Genomic DNA, 19,951 nt, shown 5'->3' with positions numbered 1-19,951 from the left:
GCTTTACAGTATACTACTAACAGAAGAATGTCAATCTATCAATCAGCTTATGCTCAGGAGCTTAAGTTCCATTTCCCTTGAAGGCAGTGGTTTACTGAAGAAATATCCCTGACCTTTCTGACAATGTTCTTTCCGTAAAAATGATACCTGTGCCATTTCCTCCACGCCTTCAGCAACAACTTCGAGGCCGAGACTGTGAGCCAGATGGATAATGGTTTTAGTGATGGCAGCATCTTTACACTCTGACTGAATTTCTCTTACAAATGACTGATCAATTTTCAAAATATCAATCGGGAACAGTCTCAGATAATTCAATGATGAATATCCGGTTCCAAAGTCATCCACTGAAATTTTCACGCCGATTTTTTTAAGCTTTTTCAGCATTGTTAAAGTGGCATTCATATTACTCATTGCACTCTCAGTGATTTCAATTTCAAGCAGACCAGGCTGCACATTATATTTCCTAAGTGATTTTAAGATCGTTTCATCAAAATCCACCTGTGAAAATTGCTGCGGGGATATATTGACTGCAATTCTGATATTGGAAATCCCCTGACGAGACCATTCCTGAAGCTGAAGACATGCCTGATCGATCACCCACGCTCCTACAGAGTGTATCAGACCGTTTTCTTCAGCAATTGGAATAAATTCTGAAGGAGGCACTGCCCCAAATTTACGGTTATTCCATCTCAGCAGTGCTTCAACACTTGAAATTTCACCATTTTGCAAGTCTACCTGCGGCTGATAATGAAGACTCAGTTCATTTAGTTCAATTGCTCTGCGGAGATGTGTCTCCATAATCATTTTGTCAGGAAAGGCCTGTGTCATTTTATTATGGTAAAAACCATACCTGACTCCCCCCGCCTTTTTAACAGTGTGCAGCGCCTGTGCGGCATGATTAATTAGCACGTCACTCTGTACGCCATCATATGGAAATACACTGATCCCGATACTCGCAGAAACAAAATATTCCTGCTGATTAATTTCATAGGGCTGCTGAAATACATTCACAATATCTTCAGCAAACTCTTTCATTTGGCCTTGTGTGATATTGTGCAGGAAAAATACGAATTCATCCGCATTCAGCCGGTATAGATAATCTTTTTCAGGTAGAAGTGTCTTCAGCCGTGCTGCAACTTTCTTTAAAAGCTCGTCCCCTGCATTAAAGCCGAGTGTCTTATTCAACTTTTTGAAATTATCAAGATCGAGACACATCAGTGCATGTGACTCTTTTGAGACTGCAGATAATTCACCAATATGATTATTAAGGGCCTGCCGGTTATATAGACCGGTCAGCCTGTCGTGAAGATAAAGAAAATTAATTTTTTCCTTTGTTTCTTTTTCACTCGTTGCATCTCTGACAATTAAATACACACCCTGCGATTTGCCATTTGTAATGATTGGAACAAATTTTGTGTGTACGACGATCGCATCGCCTTCTAGTGTCACTGCTGGTACAAAGTGAAATTCATGTGGTCCGTTTTTAAGTGCCTTGTCAATTCCATTCATCACATTTGAAGATGTGGATGGTGAGAAAAGTGTGTGTACATGCTGGTTAAGCATTTTGTCTTCAGGGATAGAGAATGTATTTGTTGCAGCTTTGTTTACCGCTTTGATGACACCCTGATCAGAAAGTGTAATCACTGCATCCAGATTATGCTGGATGATAGAGTGATAATGCTCTTGAAGGTATTTAAGCTTCATTTGCTCATCTTCCTGTTCGGTGACATCACGGACAATCGCTACAATATACTTTTTTTGATTCCGTGCATCAGCTATCGGTGTAAGGTTTGTTTCATAATACCTGCTTCCTTTATCTGACTGAATAGAATCTTTGTACCGTACATCCTGCTCTGTCGCACCGGCGTTTCTGTACATCTCAATGAGCCTGCCGGAAGAATCTTTCATGACCGCTTTAATTGACTGACTGATCACATCTTCAGCTTTCTTTCCAATCAGGTTTAATGCTGCCTGATTTGTGTATCTGTATATATAATCTTTTCTTTCTTCTTCCATGATAAAAACAGCATCCGTAATGTGTTGTGTAATGATGATATTGAGCATATCAAGTATTTCTTCAGGAAAATCATGCCCGCCTTCATCAATCCTTTGTCTGGGAGTATCCATAAGTCCATCCTTCCAATTATCAATCGAGCTGCTTTAATCATTCCAAACTTTAATTTTTATGTCAATCACTTTATGAAACTTTAGGATTACTTTACATTAGTTATATATACTCACTACTCTTCCCCTTCACTGATTCTATATGCCTCTTCAAGGCAAATTGCCTGCGTATTAATCTGCCGCTGATCTTTTTTCTCAACATGTGAATATACGCCTTCGCTATTTTGCACCCTTGCTTTCATATTATCTGAAAGCTGAAGATCGAGAATATTTTTAATCCTATTTTTATGAGATGCTTCAGTTACTGGAAATAATAGCTCTATCCTTTTATCCATATTACGGGTCATCATATCTGCAGAAGAGAGCATACACTTTTCTTCTCCATTGTGATAGAAATAATAAATTCTGCTGTGTTCGAGAAAGCGTCCTACAATACTTCTGACATGAATATTTTCACTTACACCTTCTATTCCCGGACGCAGGCAGCAGATCCCCCGGATAATCAGATCCACTTTCACACCTGCTGCAGAGGCTTCATAAAATTTCATGATCAGAGGCTTATCAGTCAGTGAATTCATTTTGGCAATAATATGACCATTTTTATGCTTTTTATGAATAGCAATTTCTTTATCGATCAGTGTAATAAAGGAATCCCGGATAGAATATGGTGCAACGATCAGGTGGTGATAGGATGGTTTCTCGGTATAACCACTCAGATAATTAAAAAAGTTTGTGGCATCAGTACCGAATTTTCTTTTCGTTGTAATCATACCCATATCTGTATAGATTTTTGCAGTCTGATCATTATAGTTTCCAGTCCCGAGATGAACAAACCTTTCAATTTTATTATTCTTTTTTCTGACAACCAATGTGATTTTGCTGTGGGTTTTCAGGAATGTCATGCCATAAATCACATGGCAGCCGGCCATTTCAAGCTCTTTTGCCCACTGCACATTATTCTCTTCATCAAACCTTGCTTTCAGTTCTACTAAAACAGTCACCTGCTTGCCGTTTTCAGCTGCTTTTTTCAGCGCACGTATAATCGGGGAACCTCCACTCACTCTGTAGAGTGTCTGCTTAATCGCTAATACATCAGGGTCATCAGCTGCCTCATCTACAAAATCTACAATCGGATTAAATGATTCATACGGGTGATGAAAAAACAAATCCTGTCTCAGCGCTTTTTCATATAAACTTTCTCCCGGCTGAAGGTCTGCAGGGGGCTGTGGAATAAAGGATTGGAATACAAGATGATCCTTATCCTTCGATAGTATGGAAGTAAAACTGAATAAAAAAGTAAGATCCAGCGGCCCCGTAATGGTATACAGGTCAATCTCTTCCACTTCAAGCTCATTCATCAGCATAGGCAGAAATTTATCATAAGCGTCAGTATCTTCAATTTCGAGCCTGACAGCTGCGCCCCATTTCCTTTTCTTTAATTCCTTCTCGATTTCAAGTAAAAGATCCCGTGCACCTTCTTCATGTATCGTTAAATCGGCATTTCTTGTAATTCTGAACAGCAGACTGGATGTCACCTTGTATCCAACAAACAGCCGGTTAAGAAAGTGTCTGATTACCTGTTCAAGTAAGACATATTCATGCCCTGTTACTGAAGGCAGCCTGATATACCTTGGCAGCACTGATGGCACCTGTACAATGGCCACTTTCTGATCCTCATGTTTTCCTGATAATTCTACGATTATATTAAGGCTTTTATTAAGCAGTATAGGAAAAGGGCGGTAAGCATCAACAGCAAGCGGCGTTAATACAGGAAACACCTGCTCTTTAAAAAAGTGCTCAATAAAATTGTGTTGTTTTGAAGTAAGTGTGTCGATCTCTTTGAACTCAACATCCTCACCCTTTAATTTACTCTGTAGGCTGGTCAAGGCTTCGTACTGCTGTTTTACAAGGCGGTGAGTATGATCAGATATCGCGCTGAGCTGCTGTTTTGGTGTCAGACCCGCTTTATTTTCAGGCTTTGTAAAATTCGCCTTCACCTGATCTTTCAAACCAGCAACACGCACCATATAGAATTCATCAAGATTTGAACTGAATATCGCAAGAAACTTCAGCCGTTCAAGCAGAGGGTTGGTTAAATCAGAGGACTCTTCAAGCACTCTCTGATTGAATGCGAGCCAGCTGAGTTCACGATTATTATAATATTCCGGCTTACTGAATTTTTTATCTGAATGTCCCATACTGATCTCTCCTATACTTCCTGTGTAATCGGGATAAATTGGAGCCTGATTGATTTCTTAAGTGTTTTTTCCAGATGTTTTTTTTGCTTTCCGGCCTGATACTCTTCAGCGAGTGTCCGCCCCTCTGCAAAAACACTCAGTTGCAGTTCATCACCTTTTTTCCTGATCTCAAGCTGGCTGATCAGATTTCTCTTTGATCCATTCAGGCTGTATGAGAGCTTAACGATCGCCCCAATACATCTTATTTCCTGAATCTCTTCATCACTGAACCATCCGTCAAAGGGTTCTAAAAACTGCTGCAGCATCGACTTGCTTTTGAAAGAGGCTACAAGAGCCAGTGCAATACGGTCTTTATGCAATACGCCATCTATCGACCGGTTCGCAATAATATAAAAAGTGTGCTGACTGCTTGAATCAGAATCAATGTAATCACCGAGATAATACAAAAATGCCGCTCTTTTAATCAGCTGAAGTCCTTTTTCAGTTATTTCAAGCTCACCGAGTGCACCTAAATGTGTGTAGATTTCCGTTGCGAGAGAGATCATATGCTCAGCTTCCGGCCTTTCAATCGCATAATCAAATGCCAGTTCATTCATACTGGCTGCAAATACTCTATCTTTATCAAGAGGAGCAGCATACTTTTTCATCAGCTCCTTAAAGACAATACCGTCCCGCAAACCTTTTCTGCTGAACATAAAGCCGGTTGCATCAACAATTTCATACAGCTCACAGAAAACCTGCGACGCCGGAGCAATAATATCTGTCCGGTCGCTTGATAAACCATCCAGCTTCTCAAGCTCATCTTTATCCATATTGACCAGCTGATCATTCACCTGTTCAAGGTCTTTTTCAGTCATCCAGTACTGATGAACGCCCGCAATCGGATAATGATTATTCTGCTGATGAATCTGGGCAATATTACGCGCACTTCCTCCAATTGCAACGATGGGAACATTTCTGTCTGCAAGCCAGTCAAGGCTTTTAAAAGAGTCTCTGATAAATTGAATCAGCTTTTTCCTTTCAGCTTTCGTCAGCTGATCCCCTGACATGAAATCATTCTTTAATGACACAGCGCCAAATGGGAAGCTGTGAGAATGCAGCAGCTGTTTGTGTTCATAGTAGGTAACCTCAGTACTTCCTCCACCAATATCAATTGTTACTGCTGACATGACCGGTGTTGAATGAACTACAGCAAGATATCCAAAATAAGCTTCCTCTTCTTCAGACAGGATTTTAATACTGATCCCGGTTTTCTCTTTCATATGCTGCACAATTTCATCACTATTAACTGCCTGACGCACAGCTGCAGTAGCTGCAGCACGTATATCTTTTACATCATGAAAGGATATGATCTCCTTAAATGCGAGCAGCGCTTCTTCAAGAATAACTGCCCCTTCTTCTGTGAGCCTCTGATCTTTATCAAGGTAAGATTTTAATCGGGCTACTGTTTTAATATTTTCAACTTCCTTCATTCCTTTTTCCGGATCATATTCATAAAGAACGAGCCGGATTGTGTTTGAACCGATATCGATCACTGCAGTTTTATTCTTCATCCTTAAAATCACTCTCCATCTTTATATTTCCCATCAGTTGCGGTATACTTGTCCAAATAATAGAAAAGGTGCGTGACAATATGAACGAACCCGCAGAACATTCCCCGGAGAAAATTGCACAGGCCATTTTCACAGTTAATAAACATGCTAAAACAGCTCCGGATTCAAAATTTCTGTATCAGATAAAAAAAGCAGCGATTGAAAAAATGCTTAAAGAAGGAACAGCAAAAAAAATTGGACTTCAGTATTCCAGAAACCCGGGACTAAGCCAGCAACGTTCTGACTTACTTGTTGAATGCGGCAGCTATATGTTCCATATACCTCCCCAGAAAAATGACTTCAAAGATCTTCCGCATCTCGGCAAGCTTTCAGACAGCGTCAGAAACCCTAAAACAAGAATGAACCTGCGAGAAGCCAAATCTATCTTACAATCATACACAGGATTGAAGTCAGATTCTGAAAAGAAGCCTTCTCAGAGACAGCAATATCAGCGTCCAGTCTTCAAACGGCTTGGAGAATAGCTGTTAGTTATATCTTTCCTTCATTTTATATGTAAAAAACCGGCGCAGTTAAATGTTTTAACACTGCGCCGGTTTTTTGTGAGGAATCTGACAGAATGAATCAGATAATCAGTCTGTCAATTGAATTTATCAGCTGATTGATTTCTGGCTTACTGATCTGATCATCAGCACCAACTTTATTCCCTTTATGTTTAAGATCATCTGTAATCAAAGAAGAAAAAATCACAACGGGCAGTTTGCCAAGTATTTGATGTTCTTTTATTCTTTTTGTCAGGTGATGTCCGTCCATCTGAGGCATTTCGATATCAGTGATCACCAGCTGTACTTTTTGTTCAACCGGCACATCTGAATCAGCTAATGATTCCAGATAGTTAAGCGCATCTTTACCATTTTCAAAGAACTCAGCATCATCATAACCTGCTTCTTTTAGCGTATCAGACAGTAATTGACGTAAAAGAGGAGAATCTTCAGCTACAACAAGTTTTTTTACAGATCTTTCTCTTTTACCAAGCTTCTTTACCATGCCAACGTTAATCCCTGATTCAGGATTAATTTCAAGGATAATACTCTCAAAGTCAAGAAGCAGAAGCATCTCATCATTGCGTTTAATAACGCCAATGACTTTTGTATCAGTGTTTTGATACATATCTGACGGTTTTTCAATCTGGTCCCATGATACTCTGTGAATCATAGATACGTTATCAACGTGAAAAACAACTTTTTGCTGATTAAATTCCGACACAATATATTTTTCCTGGGCGCTCTTTCCTTCCGGCTGCCTGCCAAGCACCTGTCTCATATCAATGACTGGAAGCACTTCCCCCCTCAGCTGAATAATTCCGTTTATGTAAGGGTGTGAATGCGGAATCGGGATGACCGCTGCCGGCTGGATGATTTCCTTTACTTTAATTACATTGATACCATATTTACTTCCATTCACTTCAAATTCAACGATTTCAAGTTCGTTTGTACCACTCTCAAGCAAGATTCCATTTTGATCTGCCATTTTTCTCTCTCCTTAGACATCAAATTACATCACCTACAAAGGAAATATTTGATTATAATAAATTGTAATAAAAAAGCTTCCCTCACCTCTTATATCGGGTGAAGGAAGCTGTTATTGAATATGCAATTACTTTTCTTCTGTATCGAGTACTCTGTTCAATCGCTTACGCAGCATTTTCATGCCGCTGCCGCCTGCCTGGAAGTGTCTGAGCTGACCTTCTTTATCAAAAACATAGTAAGCAGGCACATACTGGTTTTCGAATGCTTCTGTCAGCTTGTGTTCACTGTCTACATATATCGGCTGAGAGATATCGTGTCCCTTTGCCACCTGTGCGATCACATCCATATCAAGATCATCCTCAGATCTTGGCATATGAACAGCAACAACGTTCAGGTTATCTTCATATTCATCACGCAATTCATTTATGTCAGGCATTGCTTCCTTACATAAATGACAGCTCACTGACCAGAAATGTATCAGTGTCGGTTTTTCACCTACAAGATCTTCTCTGCTTACTTCACCGTTTAACCATGTTACAGCGCCATCGAGTTCAGGCATTGGTGCTCTTAGTTTCATGTACAATTCCTCCTGCATCTAACTGAACCCATCGCAGTACGGGTTTCATCCTTCATTAAAATAATTATAAAAAAACACAATTTCCATTATAGAAATGACAACACCGTGAGTCAAGTCTCAGCAACAGGCTGCTTCACTTTTATCAGCAGAATCATTCCGATCACTGCCATAACAATAAGTGAGGACAGTGCGACTCTGCTTGCAAGCTCCCCGTACTCCCTCATGTTCAGCGTAATCGTACCGTATACTGCTGGCCCGATAATAGAAGACACTTTCCCTGAAAAAGCAAATAACCCAAAAAATTGACCTCTTTTTTCATAAGGCGTCAAGTCAATAATTAATGTACGTGAAGTAACCCACATCGAGCCGAGTGCAACACCGATCAGCGCGCCTGCTATCCAGAACATCCACTGTTCTGTAGCAAGTGCCGCAACGGTCAGTGCCGTGACTAATATAATTGATACGAGCATCACACCAATTTTCGCACCCGTCTTTTTAGTAATATAACCGAATATAAATGATCCTATAATGGCAAATATCGTTGAACCGAGATAAAGAATAATAAACTGCCCGCTCGTAAAACCGACCACCGCAGTTGCATATATTGCCATGATGGCAATAGTCGTAGCAATCGCGTCATTTAAAAAGAAATATGAAAGCATAAATGTAAATGTATTCTTATAATTGCGCATGTCTTTAAAAGTGCGATAAATCTCTTTATAACCCGTGAGAAAATGTTCTTTCTCCGTTTTCTTGGCAGGTGTATCTTTTAAAAAGAAAAATAATGGCAGAGAGAATAGTAAGTACATGACGGCTGTCGGGATAAAAGCCTGCTCAGGATTTCCTTCCTGAACAAAAAGATAGACTGAGAGTCCGACAATTGTTCCAAGATAGCCAACCGCTACACCAAACCCTGAAATCAGAGGTATCTCTTCTTTTGTCCCTAAATCACTCAGCATTGTATCGTAAAAAACAAGACTGCTGTTAAAGAAAAATTTTGCAACAATAAAAGCGATAATAACAAAAAATAAATTGACTGGCAGATTCAGCCACTCTCCCTGCATGGTTGTGACAGCGAATATGCCCATCAGAAAAGTAGCGGCTATAGATAGAGATGCAAGCCAGACTATATACTTTTTCTTCTGCCCTGTACGGTCTATCCAGACACCGTACAACGGGGAAAAAATGACGAGTAAAAAACTTGCAAATGCATTCGCATAAGAGATAAAAGTACTCGCTACCTGCTCCATTTCGGCGCTTCCCCCAAGTTGTGCATCCAGATAAAATGGGAAAAACACCGTATTAATATTTGAAGAAAAAATTGTATTGGCAAAGTCATAAAGTGCCCAGGATAAAATCGGCAGCGTAAAGAAGAGCTTCATTCCTGAGCGGGGTGTATGGTCCGTCCGGTTCATATTCATTCCTCCATTTCTTTCCCACTCTTTCCATAAACGTTTGTTAAAACCCTTTAATCTGAATAGAATTTACAGGAAATTAATATAATATAGGCTTTGTTAAAGGTCTATGTCGTTTTAGCAAAGCTGTTAGCCATTTGTAACAGCGCCATAAAATAAAGGCTGAGACAAAATTGTCTCAGCCTGCGTAATAGGTTCACTACATGCGCCTCACTGCTTCAGGTTAATTATCTTTTAAAGATCCGGCGTCTTTTCTTTTTCTTTGATCTGGAGAATTGTAGCCAGCCGACTTTACGGAAGATGATAAACATGACAATAGCGATTATTGCCATTACGCCAAGCAGGACAAAGTATCCGTACTCGAATTCAAGTTCCGGTATATAGACAAAGTTCATCCCATAAAGACCGGCTAAAAATGACAGTGGCATAAAGATCGTTGTAATAACGGTCAGCGTCATCATAATATTATTCATTTTATCTGAACTGACAGAGATATAGTTATCACGAATATCTGATGAAAATTCACGGTAGGAATCGAGCATTTCAGTCAGTTTGATGACATGGTCATAGACATCTGAAAAGTATAGCTGCTGATCTCTTGTGAGCCCTACATTTGTTCCGTTTAAAAGTCGGTAGAGTAAATCCCTTGTCGGAACTAACGACCTTCTCAGCTTCTGCATATCGTGCCTCACATCAAATAGTCTGTCCATCAGATCATGAGACGAATTTTCGTCTGTTCGTTCTTCGATACTGTTCAACACATCCTCAATACCATACACGTGAGGAAAATACTCGTCTACTGTGATATCTAGTATTGAATGTAGCAGACCTATCGGATTCTGCTCTTCACGTGCAGCTTCGCCTGAGAGCATCCTTTGCCAGATCCCATCAACCATTTTCAGCTGTTCGTAATGCCAGGTAACGATCATTTTTTCATTTACGAATACATCAATTTCCTCAGCTTCATATGTATCTTTCGTTAAATGGTGAAGTACCAGAAATATATATTGATGATAGCTATCAAACTTTGGACGCTGGTACCCTTTTTCCACACAGTCTTCAATTGCAAGCGGGTGAAAAGAAAAAGCTCTTGAAAGTTCCTTTCCTTCACGCTCAGAGGGATTTGAAAAATCTGTCCACATCCAGTGAAGGTTAGCTTTCCTCGCATTTTTTATTGAATCAAACTCCTGAATCTGTCCCCCGGTCGTCATTCCCATCACTCTGATCATATGAGTCACCTCCTTTGTCTCTTTCATAACTGTTATTTATCCTGAAATGCTACTGTTTAATCAACATACTGATTACAAATTTCAATCGCACCGCTTTTTAAGGTACAATAGCTGTCATAAGCTAATACCTGAAGGACGTGAATATATGATAAACGAAGCAGTAAAAAATATTGAAATCTCAGGCATCCGGAAGTTTTTTAATCAGATTCAGCATATTGAAGGAATGATTTCACTTACAATCGGACAACCAGATTTCCCTACTCCGGAGCATATTAAAGCAGCTGCTAAGAAGGCAATCGATCAGAATTTTACAAGTTATACTCATAACGCAGGCATCCCGGAGCTGAGAACAGCAATCTCCGGGTATATGCATGAAAAGTACGGATTACATTACCGTCCCGAGGATGAAATCATTGTGACAAACGGGGCCTCTCAGGCAATTGATACAGCGCTTAGAACAATCTTATCACCTGGTCAGGAAGTTATTCTCCCCGCTCCCGTTTATCCCGGTTATGCACCTGTCATACAACAATGCGGGGCAGCCCCGGTATATATAGATACAACACATAACGAATTTAAATTAAATGCAGGATTAATTGAACCGTTTATCAGTGAAAAATCCTCGGCGATCATACTGCCGTATCCATCTAATCCAACCGGTGTGAGCCTGAACCATAAAGAGCTGCAGGAAATCGCTTTACTTGCAGAAAAGTATAATCTCATGATCATTGCTGATGAAATATACAGTGAGCTCACCTATGACACCATTCATACATCGATTGGTACGCTCGCACGGGATCGAACAATTATCATTAGCGGTCTTTCAAAATCACATTCAATGACAGGATGGCGCATCGGCGTACTTATGGCTCCATCAGCGATTGCTGAACAATGCCTGAAAGTGCACCAGTATACTGTGTCATGCGCTTCCTCTATTTCACAGCACGCTGCACTGGCAGCTTATACATCTGGAAAAGATGATGCGCTGCCTATGAAAGATGCATATAAGAAAAGAAGGGCACTCACTGAGAAACGTTTACTTGATTTGGGGTTTGATGTTGTTAAGCCGGATGGAGCATTTTATTTCTTTGCAGGTATCCCTGTTGATGAAACTTCAGAACAGTTCGCACTCAACCTTGCAAAGCATGCAAAAGTGGGCGTTGTACCAGGAAAAGCATTTGGGGCAGAAGGCGAAGGGCATGTCAGAATTTCATATGCCTGCTCTGAAGCTCAGCTGACCGAAGCATTTAACAGAATCGAACACTACTTAAATCACGTATTGAAACATTAATAAAAGCCGGGATCACTTTATCCCGGCCCGCACAGGCACTAAATCTGTTTTTCATATACTTTATATAGTGCCTGTGTACCCTTTTCTTCTAACCCTTCAGCTTTTGCCTGCTCGTACGAGTGTAATGCCAGTTCAAGTCCTGGCAGAGATAATCCCATTCTGTTTGCCTCTTCAAGCGCAATTTTTAAGTCTTTAATAAAATGATGAATAAAAAATCCAGGCTCAAAATCCCCTTGTAACATACGAGGAGCCAGATGACTCAGACTCCAGCTGCCTGCTGCTCCCTTCGATATGCTCGCGAGCACTTTTTCAGGATCGAGTCCGGCTTTGATTGCATACGTTAATGCCTCGCAAACACCGGTCATCGTTGAACCGATCACAATCTGATTACTCATTTTCGCATGCTGGCCGCTTCCGGGTTCGCCATGATAGACAATATTTGCACCAAAAGTCTGTAAAATAGGAACGATTTTTTCAAAAACTTCTTCATCCCCGCCAGCCATGATCGATAAGATACCCTCTTTCGCTCCGGTGTCTCCACCGGAAACGGGTGCATCAATCATATGTATGCCTCTTGATTTCCCTTCCTGATAGAGCTTTTCAGCAAGCTCAGGCTTTGACGTAGTCAGGTCAATACAGATTGATCCTTCAGAGGCTGTCCTGAAGACACCTTCATCTCCCTGATATATACCAGCTACATCTTCCGGATAGCCAACCATAGAAAAAATAATTGAACATTTTTCGGCTACTGCAGCAGGTGATATTTCCCAAACTGCCCCATTGTTAAGCAACGTCTCTGCTTTTTCCTTCGTACGCGTATAAAGGTGAACTGTATGCTCCTTTTGTAAGTGTGTAACAATCGACTTTCCCATTACACCTGTCCCGATAAACCCGATATTCAAATCAATCACTCCTTTCTTTTGATTGTGACGTACTTTTTGAAAATTGCAAACGTTACCTCCTGTTGATAAGATTAGCAAAAAGGAGGCTGTTATGAAAAAAGATCTTTTTATTTTCAAGAATGAAGAAAGGTATAGCATAACGGTTAGAAACTATCATGAAGGAGATTTCGAACAGTTAATTGAGCTGCAGAGAAAAGCGTTTCCTCCACCATTTCCTTCAGATCTTTTATGGAATCATCATCAGTTGAATGAACACATTACTAGGTTTCCTGAAGGTGCACTCTGTATCCTGGTGAATGGTCAGATTGCCGGTTCAATCACTGCACTCAGAACAAACTATTCAGGAGAGCAGCACACATGGGAGCAAATTACCTCTGATGGTTATATCACAAATCACGAACCGGACGGTGGTGTGCTTTACATCGTTGATATTTGTATAAACCCTGATTACAGGGGACTTGGTCTTGGAAAAGAACTCATGAGAGCGATGTATGAAACGGTTGTCTTTCTTGGAATTGAAAAACTTGCGGGTGGCAGCAGAATGCCTGGCTACAAGGAGTTCAGGGATGACATGACACCGGAGGAATATTACAAAAAAATAGTGAGTGGTGAACTTACAGATCCGGTCGTTACATTTTTAATGAAGGCTGGACGGATGCCGGAGAAATTGATGAGAAATTACCTTGAAGATGAAGACTCAGCTGATTGTGCAGTACTGATGACGTGGAAAAACCCTTTTAAGACATAAAAAAGAACCGGATTATGGGGGGAATCCGGTTCAAAAAAGGGAAATCAGAATGAAAAAGTATGCTTGTACTACTAATATACTTCCCCCTGTTCATTCATTTAATCCCGATTTTAATAACAAATATATTACAAATTAATTTCTTTTTTTACAGCTTCAATGACTTCATCATTTGTCCCAAGTGTCAGAACATGCTCAGCCAAAGCTTTCATTTTATTATCTGAAAGCTGCTTGATTTGAGTACGTGCAGGCAGAATAGAAGTTGCGCTCATTGAAAATTCATCAAGTCCAAGTCCAAGAAGAATTGGAATCGCAATTTCATCACCGGCCATTTCACCGCACATACCAGTCCACTTTCCTTCTTTATGAGAAGCATCAATCACCATTTTAATCAGGCGCAAAATAGCAGGATTATATGGCTGATACAGATATGATACTCTCTCATTCATACGGTCAGCTGCCATTGTATATTGGATCAGATCGTTCGTTCCAATACTGAAGAAATCCACTTCTTTGGCAAACTGATCTGCCAATACTGCTGTTGAAGGAATTTCAACCATAATGCCGACTTCTATGGAATCTGAAACTTCTACACCTTCTTGAATCAGCTCTTCTTTCACCTCAAGAAGAAGTGATTTGGCAGATCTGAATTCATCGAGGTTTGAAATCATCGGGAACATTACTTTTAAGTTACCGTACGTACTTGCACGCAGCAGTGCACGAAGCTGTGTACGGAACAGATCAGTTTCCTCAAGGCATAGTCTGATTGCACGGAAACCCAGAAATGGGTTCATCTCTTCAGGAAGGTTCAGATAAGGAAGCTCTTTGTCTCCGCCAATATCAAGCGTTCGAACGACAACAGGCTTGCCTTTCATGCCTTCTAATACTGCTTTATATGACTCGAACTGTTCATCTTCAGACGGAAGCTCAGTACGGCCCATGTAAAGAAACTCTGTACGGTAAAGTCCAATCGCCTCACCGCCGTTATTTGTCACACCTTCAAGATCTCCCGGTGTTCCAATATTTGCAGCAAGCTCTACGTGGCGACCATCTGCCGTTACAGTTTTCTCATCTACAAGCTTTGCCCATTCTGCTTTTTGGTCAGCAAAATCAGCAGCTTTCTTTTCATACTGAGTGATCAGTTCATCAGTCGGATTAACATGAACTTCACCATTAAGCCCGTCAACAATGACCATATCACCGTTTTCAATCGTCACAGTCGCTTCTTTTGTTCCAACTACTGCCGGAATTTCCATAGAGCGGGCCATGATTGCTGAATGGGAAGTACGTCCACCGATATTTGTTGTGAAACCTTTAACAAATTCACGGTTCAGCTGTGCTGTGTCCGACGGTGTAAGATCCTCAGCAATGACCACAACTTCTTCTGAGATCATGCTTGGATTAAGTACTTTTACGCCAAGCAGGTGTGAAAGTACACGTTTTGTCACATCACGGATATCAGCAGCACGCTCTTTCATGTACTCGTTATCCATTTGTTCAAACATTGTAACAAACATATCCGCTGTTTCTTTCAATGCTGCCTCAGCGTTAACCTGTTCCTGATTGATCTTATCTTCAATAGGTGAGATCAATTCAGGATCACTTAATACGAGAAGATGTGCCTCAAAAATTTGAGCCTTGTCTTCTCCCAATTCTGTTCTTGCACGGTCACGAATGACTTCTAACTCGTTTTTTGACGTCTGAAGAGCATCCTGGAAGCGCTGTACTTCTTGGTCTGCATGTTCAACTTTCGTCTGTTCAAACGAAAGGTCCGGCTCTACAAGACGGTAAGCTTTAGCAATCGCAATCCCGCTTGATGCTGCTATACCTTTTAAAACTGAAGACATCCTTATGCAAGACCTTCATTTTTAAGAGTTTCTTCAAGACTTGCCAGCGCTTCTTCTTCATCGCTTCCATCAGCGTAGATTGTAATTTCAGCATCTTTACCCACACCAAGTGACATAACACCCATGATTGATTTAAGGTTTACTTTCTTCCCTTTATACTCAAGCTGGATATCAGAATCAAACTTGCTTGCATTTTGAACCAGAATTGTAGCCGGACGTGCGTGGATACCTGTTTCTGCTGTTACTGTAAAAGTTTTTTGTGTCATGATTAATCTTCTCCTTTTCTACACTTGTATTTACAACATCACTTTAATAAGTTAACGAATTCCGTCCTGACAGTCAACAAAAATTCCTTTACTTATTAGTGACATCTTTTTATCCTCTTTAAATCATAAGAATAGCATGAGAATGGCTCAAGCACAACGAATTTGCAGTGCTTAATCATTTTAAGAATCAGATCATTGCTGATTTTTATTAATCCTCTTCTCAAAATGTTTAACAAATTGTTCAAAAGCTTTCTGCTCTTCTGACAGAACATCCTGATCATTGTATCTGACTTTTTCATAGATAGCAGCATAATAATCATAGTCCTGAACCTTCAGTCTATTGAACCATTCCCTTACTGTTTCGGATTTTAACCTGCCTGCTTCATTTTTCCTGGCTTTTTGTTCAAGCTTTAATATTTCTTTTCTGATCTGGTGGTTCGGTACAGTTATTTTTTCAGGACGGTCTTTTTTCATTTGTCTTCTTTCTATCGTAACGTCATTGTCAGCGGACCCTGACAATAGGGGCTGATGTCTGAACTTTCTGAACAGCAGCCATGCCACCCCCACCGCTAACACGGTAACTGCAATCAAAAGAATCAGTTCAAGTGTATTTACACCAATGGTTTCTTCTATTTCTCTTTTGCCAAGTGGATTGGGTTTAAACACGTCTTCTTCAGTGGATATTTCTTTTTCCTGCATTTGTGCTTCTGGTATTTCAATATCTGCCCCGGTCATATAAAGAAGCCTGATGATGCCCGCTACAGCGAGATCTCCAGTTGCAAACAGCAACCTTTTGAAAGGTTCTGTCAGAAGATAGATCACTACACCCAGCGTTAAAAAAATGCCGGCGAACTTTGAAAACAGTAACAACCCGTTTTTACTGGCATATGTACTGAAATAAGGAGCTGCACTGTAAAGAAAGATTCCGGCTGCAAGATAGATAATCAGTAAATTAGCCGGGTATACTCCATAAGTCAGCTGGAAAGAGAACATAGAAACAAATACCAGTATGAATAGAATCAGCTGAATGACAGTTATTTGGGATAACTCGCTGCTATCTGATCTTTTCATCATTCTCCAAAAAAAATATAATCCCTGACAAACGATCAGAATGACAGGCCAACCTCCCGCCACAACGGATAAAATCAAAAAGACTGTTAAAGCGAGTGTAAAAATACGGACCTGAATTTTTCTATTTGAGCTTAGAAAAATCAGACAGGCTGATATGACCCCAGTGCCAATGGATGTGTAGTGAATCGGAAAAAGTCCATTTTCTGCAAAAGCAGTAAGGATTAACACTGGAAACATCGTATCAAATAACAAGGAAATAGATGATCTTACTGACCGGTTAACTGTTGCTTCCATCGCACTGCCCCTCCTTCCTGCTCACCTGCAATCCACACTCTGCCGTTTAGAGAAGAAAGCCTTTCAGAGGAACTGGTGTCGCCGATATAAATGTAATCTGTCACACCTGTCTGCATAAGCGACAGCTGATTAATCATCGGATTAACCGGCATCGTCACATCACCAATAGATAAAATACTTAACATTTCAAGACATTTTCTACTGTGACTGATCCCCTTATCAGGTGCAATATAATAAAAATTCGGTGCTTCTTTCGTTCTTACGTTAATACATAATCCAATCGTGCGGTTAAGCCGATGTGCATCTGTAATCATAAAAGCCGCCTGTTTAATCAACTTTTCAAAATGAATATTTTTAGCGTGTTTATAAGTCACATTCAGTATAATCATATACTTCTCTTCAATTACAGGTTCATAAATGTTTGTCTGCAGCTGACCGGTTTTTGCGTAGGCAGCCCAATTGATCCGTTGCATCGTATCCCCTGCTCTGTATTCTCTTGTACCTGCCCGCATTGTAAGGTCTTCATATAAAGAGAAACTTGCCATACTTTCCCCCGGACGAACCGCTGGAGTATAAGATGAGAATTTAACATGTTCAGTTTCAGGATAAATTCTTTTTTCCTGCATGAAATGTCCCTTGTATTGCATCAGCTTATAGCCATAACCGAATAAATGCGGTATATGCAGCTGACAGGAGACCATTTTGAATTTACCGCGTTTAACCGCTTTGATTGGAATAGACACTCTTACCTCTTCATACTTCTCCATCGATAATTGTCCAGTCCACTGAATCGTCTGTCCTACCTTAATAGAATCCTTATTAAGAAAAGTTGCATGATTTGTGAAAGTCAATGTCATGGTTACATCTCTAATTGGATATTTCCCATTACGGAAAGCAACTGTCCAGTCAGCTTCATCTTCTACATTCAGACGTTCAGCCTGTTCATTTTCGATGAAAGTCATATCTGACCCTGCATGCTCACTGTAGTGCAGGTGAAACCTGATAAAAATAATGAGCGCGGCACATACAGCAGCCCCGGCAAATTGACTTCCGAGAAAGAAGAACAATCCGCTTAAAAGAGTGATGACTTCAAGTAACTTTAAATGCCTCTCTGCCGACTTTATTTCAAGCCACATCTTAAAGCCTCAATTCAACTGGTGCATCAGTATCCTTTAATACTTCTGTCAGAATCTCATCTGTGTTTTTCATCAGGGAGGCTTCCGGCGTCAGCTGAACTCTGTGAGCAAGTACATAGTGAAAAAGATTTTTTACATCCTCAGGAATAATGTGTGAGCGTCCCTGGAGATAAGCTGAACCCTGTGCCGCTTTCAGCAAAGTGACAGCTGCTCTCGGACTCGCACCCCATTCAATTAATGGGTGGGACCTTGTTGAGCGGATCAGCTTTAAAATATAGTCGGTGATTTCATTATGTACAGAAATATTTCTTACTTCATCTGCAGCCTGTTGAAGCTCATCAATTGAAATTACTGCTGATATATGTGGAGATTCCTCTTTTTGGATCCACTGTTTTAAAATACTTGATTCGTCCTCGAAACCGGGATATTCAGAAGGCAGCTTAAACATAAAACGGTCGAGCTGCGCATAAGGCAATGGAAAAGTTCCCTGCTGTGACTCTACAGGGTTTTGTGTGGCAATGACCATGAATGGAAAAGATGAAGTAAGTGTCTCACCGTCAATTGTTACCTGTTTTTCTTCCATGACTTCAAGCAGACTTGACTGCGTTCTTGGCGTTGCACGATTTATTTCGTCTGCGAGCAGGAAGTTCGTCATAACCGGTCCTTCTTTTAATTCAAACTTTCTCGTTTCAGGATTAAAAAAATGGAGTCCTGTCACATCAGATGGCAGTACATCCGGTGTGAATTGAATACGTGAAAATTTTCCGCCCGCTGCTTTAGCAAATGATTTTGCAAGGAGTGTCTTACCCGTTCCCGGTACACTTTCAAGCAATACATGTCCTCCCTGAAGCATGGCAATTGTCAGTAATTCCACTTCCCTGTCTCTGCCAACGACTGATTTCCCAACTTCCTGCTGTATGATGCTTTTCATCAAATCTCTCCTCCGCTTTTAGTCAATTATAGTTATTATACTAAAAATTCGGAAAAAAGGTTTCATCGTTATAGTAAAAAAATGAAAAAGACCGGAATATGTCCCGGTCTTTAAGTATCAATGCTCGTAAATCATTTTTCTTGTCATTCCTCCATCGATCACGAGGTTTTCTCCATTGATAAAATTATTTGCTTCATCTGTCAAAAACAGACACGCTCTGGCAACGTCTTCCGGCTTACCAACTCTGTTGGACAGATGCTGCTCGTGGTCAACTGTTCGCAGACTTTCATAATCTCCTGTGTGAATCCAGCCTGGACTGATTGCATTGACCGTAATATCTTTTTCAGATAACGTAACTGCCAACGAGTGCGTCAGTGCAAAGATACCGCCCTTTGAAGCGGCATACCCTTCAGTATCAGGCTCAGACATATGAGCTCTTGTTGAACACAAATTGACAATTGAGCCCCCCTGATCCATTAGTAAAGCTGCTTCTCTTGAACAGTAGAAAACGCTTGAGAGATTCGTATGTATAATCTCCTCCCAATCTTCAACTGATACATCCCAAATTGATTTGAACTTCGAAATTCCTGCGTTGTTAATTAAAATATCAACCGTTCCTGATTTTTCATTTATATGGTGAAAAAGTTTTTTTACTTCTTCATAACTTGAGACATCAGCAGAAACCGCTTCAGTATTTTCAAGCTTTCCGGCTTCTTCGGTGAGCTTCTCTCTATTCTTATCTACCATATAAACGAATGCACCTTCATTTACATATGCTTTTGAGATCGCCAGTCCGATTCCATTGGCTGCTCCCGTCACTATAACAGTCTTCATTTATGTATCCTC

17 protein-coding genes are annotated in these 19,951 nt (G+C 40.5%); 3 read left to right on the top strand and 14 right to left on the bottom strand.

Annotated features, from left to right (window positions below; genetic code table 11):
- Positions 1-42: 42 nt before the first annotated feature.
- The 3 genes from JOD21_RS04800 to ppx all read right to left on the bottom strand — a co-directional run bounded on the left by JOD21_RS04800 (position 43) and on the right by ppx (position 5,875).
- On the bottom strand, positions 43-2,127 hold the full coding sequence (locus JOD21_RS04800) for a sensor domain-containing protein (RefSeq protein ID WP_204728538.1): 2,085 nt from the start codon (positions 2,125-2,127) through the stop codon (positions 43-45).
- 113 nt (positions 2,128-2,240) lie between these two features.
- Positions 2,241-4,322, bottom strand: a complete 2,082-nt coding sequence (locus JOD21_RS04795; RefSeq protein WP_204728537.1) for an RNA degradosome polyphosphate kinase — start codon at positions 4,320-4,322, stop codon at positions 2,241-2,243.
- 11 nt (positions 4,323-4,333) lie between these two features.
- Positions 4,334-5,875, bottom strand: a complete 1,542-nt coding sequence (ppx, locus tag JOD21_RS04790; protein WP_204728536.1) for an exopolyphosphatase — start codon at positions 5,873-5,875, stop codon at positions 4,334-4,336.
- 80 nt (positions 5,876-5,955) lie between these two features.
- Here ppx and JOD21_RS04785 point away from each other — a divergent pair, with 80 nt between their 5' ends.
- Positions 5,956-6,396 (top strand): YkyB family protein, encoded by a 441-nt coding sequence (locus tag JOD21_RS04785; protein ID WP_204728535.1) that lies wholly within the window; start codon positions 5,956-5,958, stop codon positions 6,394-6,396.
- Positions 6,397-6,496: 100 nt separating this feature from the next.
- On the opposite strand, the gene JOD21_RS04780 is transcribed toward JOD21_RS04785, so the two are convergent.
- From JOD21_RS04780 to corA, 4 genes are all read right to left on the bottom strand, one after another.
- Entirely contained in the window at positions 6,497-7,402 is a 906-nt protein-coding gene (locus tag JOD21_RS04780) for a chemotaxis protein (protein ID WP_204728534.1), read from the bottom strand.
- Between the two features lie 126 nt (positions 7,403-7,528).
- Positions 7,529-7,978 carry a TlpA family protein disulfide reductase gene (locus JOD21_RS04775; protein WP_204728533.1) on the bottom strand — a complete coding sequence of 150 codons (450 nt, stop codon included), beginning with the start codon at positions 7,976-7,978 and terminating at the stop codon, positions 7,529-7,531.
- 110 nt (positions 7,979-8,088) lie between these two features.
- Positions 8,089-9,393 (bottom strand): MFS transporter, encoded by a 1,305-nt coding sequence (locus tag JOD21_RS04770; RefSeq protein ID WP_380269059.1) that lies wholly within the window; start codon positions 9,391-9,393, stop codon positions 8,089-8,091.
- Between the two features lie 227 nt (positions 9,394-9,620).
- Positions 9,621-10,622 (bottom strand): magnesium/cobalt transporter CorA, encoded by a 1,002-nt coding sequence (corA, locus tag JOD21_RS04765; RefSeq protein ID WP_204728531.1) that lies wholly within the window; start codon positions 10,620-10,622, stop codon positions 9,621-9,623.
- Positions 10,623-10,767: 145 nt separating this feature from the next.
- Here corA and JOD21_RS04760 point away from each other — a divergent pair, with 145 nt between their 5' ends.
- On the top strand, positions 10,768-11,913 hold the full coding sequence (locus tag JOD21_RS04760) for an aminotransferase class I/II-fold pyridoxal phosphate-dependent enzyme (RefSeq protein ID WP_204728530.1): 1,146 nt from the start codon (positions 10,768-10,770) through the stop codon (positions 11,911-11,913).
- 38 nt (positions 11,914-11,951) lie between these two features.
- On the opposite strand, the gene JOD21_RS04755 is transcribed toward JOD21_RS04760, so the two are convergent.
- Positions 11,952-12,824 (bottom strand): NAD(P)-dependent oxidoreductase, encoded by an 873-nt coding sequence (locus JOD21_RS04755; RefSeq protein WP_380269093.1) that lies wholly within the window; start codon positions 12,822-12,824, stop codon positions 11,952-11,954.
- An 82-nt stretch (positions 12,825-12,906) separates the two neighbouring features.
- On the opposite strand from JOD21_RS04755, the gene JOD21_RS04750 reads away from it, so the two are divergent.
- Positions 12,907-13,563, top strand: coding sequence for a GNAT family N-acetyltransferase (locus JOD21_RS04750; RefSeq protein WP_204728528.1), 657 nt, complete (start codon positions 12,907-12,909; stop codon positions 13,561-13,563).
- Positions 13,564-13,688: 125 nt separating this feature from the next.
- Here JOD21_RS04750 and ptsP read toward each other — a convergent pair whose 3' ends face one another.
- From ptsP to JOD21_RS04720, 6 genes are all read right to left on the bottom strand, one after another.
- Positions 13,689-15,407 (bottom strand): phosphoenolpyruvate--protein phosphotransferase, encoded by a 1,719-nt coding sequence (gene ptsP / locus JOD21_RS04745; protein ID WP_204728527.1) that lies wholly within the window; start codon positions 15,405-15,407, stop codon positions 13,689-13,691.
- A gap of 2 nt (positions 15,408-15,409) precedes the next feature.
- The gene (locus tag JOD21_RS04740) at positions 15,410-15,673 is read right to left on the bottom strand and encodes a phosphocarrier protein HPr (RefSeq protein ID WP_039808554.1); all 264 of its coding nucleotides are present in this window, start codon (positions 15,671-15,673) and stop codon (positions 15,410-15,412) included.
- A gap of 192 nt (positions 15,674-15,865) precedes the next feature.
- Positions 15,866-17,038 carry a hypothetical protein gene (locus JOD21_RS04735; protein WP_204728526.1) on the bottom strand — a complete coding sequence of 391 codons (1,173 nt, stop codon included), beginning with the start codon at positions 17,036-17,038 and terminating at the stop codon, positions 15,866-15,868.
- Positions 17,011-18,174 carry a DUF58 domain-containing protein gene (locus tag JOD21_RS04730; RefSeq protein ID WP_204728525.1) on the bottom strand — a complete coding sequence of 388 codons (1,164 nt, stop codon included), beginning with the start codon at positions 18,172-18,174 and terminating at the stop codon, positions 17,011-17,013. Before JOD21_RS04730 ends, JOD21_RS04735 begins: the two co-directional genes overlap by 28 nt.
- 1 nt (position 18,175) lies before the next feature.
- Positions 18,176-19,105, bottom strand: coding sequence for an AAA family ATPase (locus tag JOD21_RS04725; RefSeq protein WP_204728524.1), 930 nt, complete (start codon positions 19,103-19,105; stop codon positions 18,176-18,178).
- A gap of 117 nt (positions 19,106-19,222) precedes the next feature.
- A complete protein-coding gene (locus tag JOD21_RS04720) occupies positions 19,223-19,939 on the bottom strand; it encodes an SDR family NAD(P)-dependent oxidoreductase (RefSeq protein ID WP_204728523.1) in 717 nt (238 codons plus the stop codon).
- Between the last annotated feature and the right edge of the window lie 12 nt (positions 19,940-19,951).

It is taken from the genome of Jeotgalibacillus terrae, from assembly GCF_016908195.1.
Classification (GTDB): Bacteria; Bacillota; Bacilli; order Bacillales; family Jeotgalibacillaceae; genus Jeotgalibacillus; species Jeotgalibacillus terrae.
This window is presented reverse-complemented; position numbering and strand designations above follow the sequence as displayed.

Excerpts from the sequence above, each read along its gene's own strand:
- JOD21_RS04800 (WP_204728538.1), bottom strand. The coding sequence starts at position 2,127 with ATGGATACTCCCAGACAAAGGATTGATGAAGGCGGGCATGATTTTCCT.
- JOD21_RS04795 (WP_204728537.1), bottom strand. The coding sequence starts at position 4,322 with ATGGGACATTCAGATAAAAAATTCAGTAAGCCGGAATATTATAATAAT.
- ppx (WP_204728536.1), bottom strand. The coding sequence starts at position 5,875 with ATGAAGAATAAAACTGCAGTGATCGATATCGGTTCAAACACAATCCGG.
- JOD21_RS04785 (WP_204728535.1), top strand. The coding sequence starts at position 5,956 with ATGAACGAACCCGCAGAACATTCCCCGGAGAAAATTGCACAGGCCATT.
- JOD21_RS04780 (WP_204728534.1), bottom strand. The coding sequence starts at position 7,402 with ATGGCAGATCAAAATGGAATCTTGCTTGAGAGTGGTACAAACGAACTT.
- JOD21_RS04775 (WP_204728533.1), bottom strand. The coding sequence starts at position 7,978 with ATGAAACTAAGAGCACCAATGCCTGAACTCGATGGCGCTGTAACATGG.
- JOD21_RS04770 (WP_380269059.1), bottom strand. The coding sequence starts at position 9,393 with ATGAACCGGACGGACCATACACCCCGCTCAGGAATGAAGCTCTTCTTT.
- corA (WP_204728531.1), bottom strand. The coding sequence starts at position 10,622 with ATGATCAGAGTGATGGGAATGACGACCGGGGGACAGATTCAGGAGTTT.
- JOD21_RS04760 (WP_204728530.1), top strand. The coding sequence starts at position 10,768 with ATGATAAACGAAGCAGTAAAAAATATTGAAATCTCAGGCATCCGGAAG.
- JOD21_RS04750 (WP_204728528.1), top strand. The coding sequence starts at position 12,907 with ATGAAAAAAGATCTTTTTATTTTCAAGAATGAAGAAAGGTATAGCATA.
- ptsP (WP_204728527.1), bottom strand. The coding sequence starts at position 15,407 with ATGTCTTCAGTTTTAAAAGGTATAGCAGCATCAAGCGGGATTGCGATT.
- JOD21_RS04740 (WP_039808554.1), bottom strand. The coding sequence starts at position 15,673 with ATGACACAAAAAACTTTTACAGTAACAGCAGAAACAGGTATCCACGCA.
- JOD21_RS04735 (WP_204728526.1), bottom strand. The coding sequence starts at position 17,038 with ATGGAAGCAACAGTTAACCGGTCAGTAAGATCATCTATTTCCTTGTTA.
- JOD21_RS04730 (WP_204728525.1), bottom strand. The coding sequence starts at position 18,174 with ATGTGGCTTGAAATAAAGTCGGCAGAGAGGCATTTAAAGTTACTTGAA.
- JOD21_RS04725 (WP_204728524.1), bottom strand. The coding sequence starts at position 19,105 with ATGAAAAGCATCATACAGCAGGAAGTTGGGAAATCAGTCGTTGGCAGA.
- JOD21_RS04720 (WP_204728523.1), bottom strand. The coding sequence starts at position 19,939 with ATGAAGACTGTTATAGTGACGGGAGCAGCCAATGGAATCGGACTGGCG.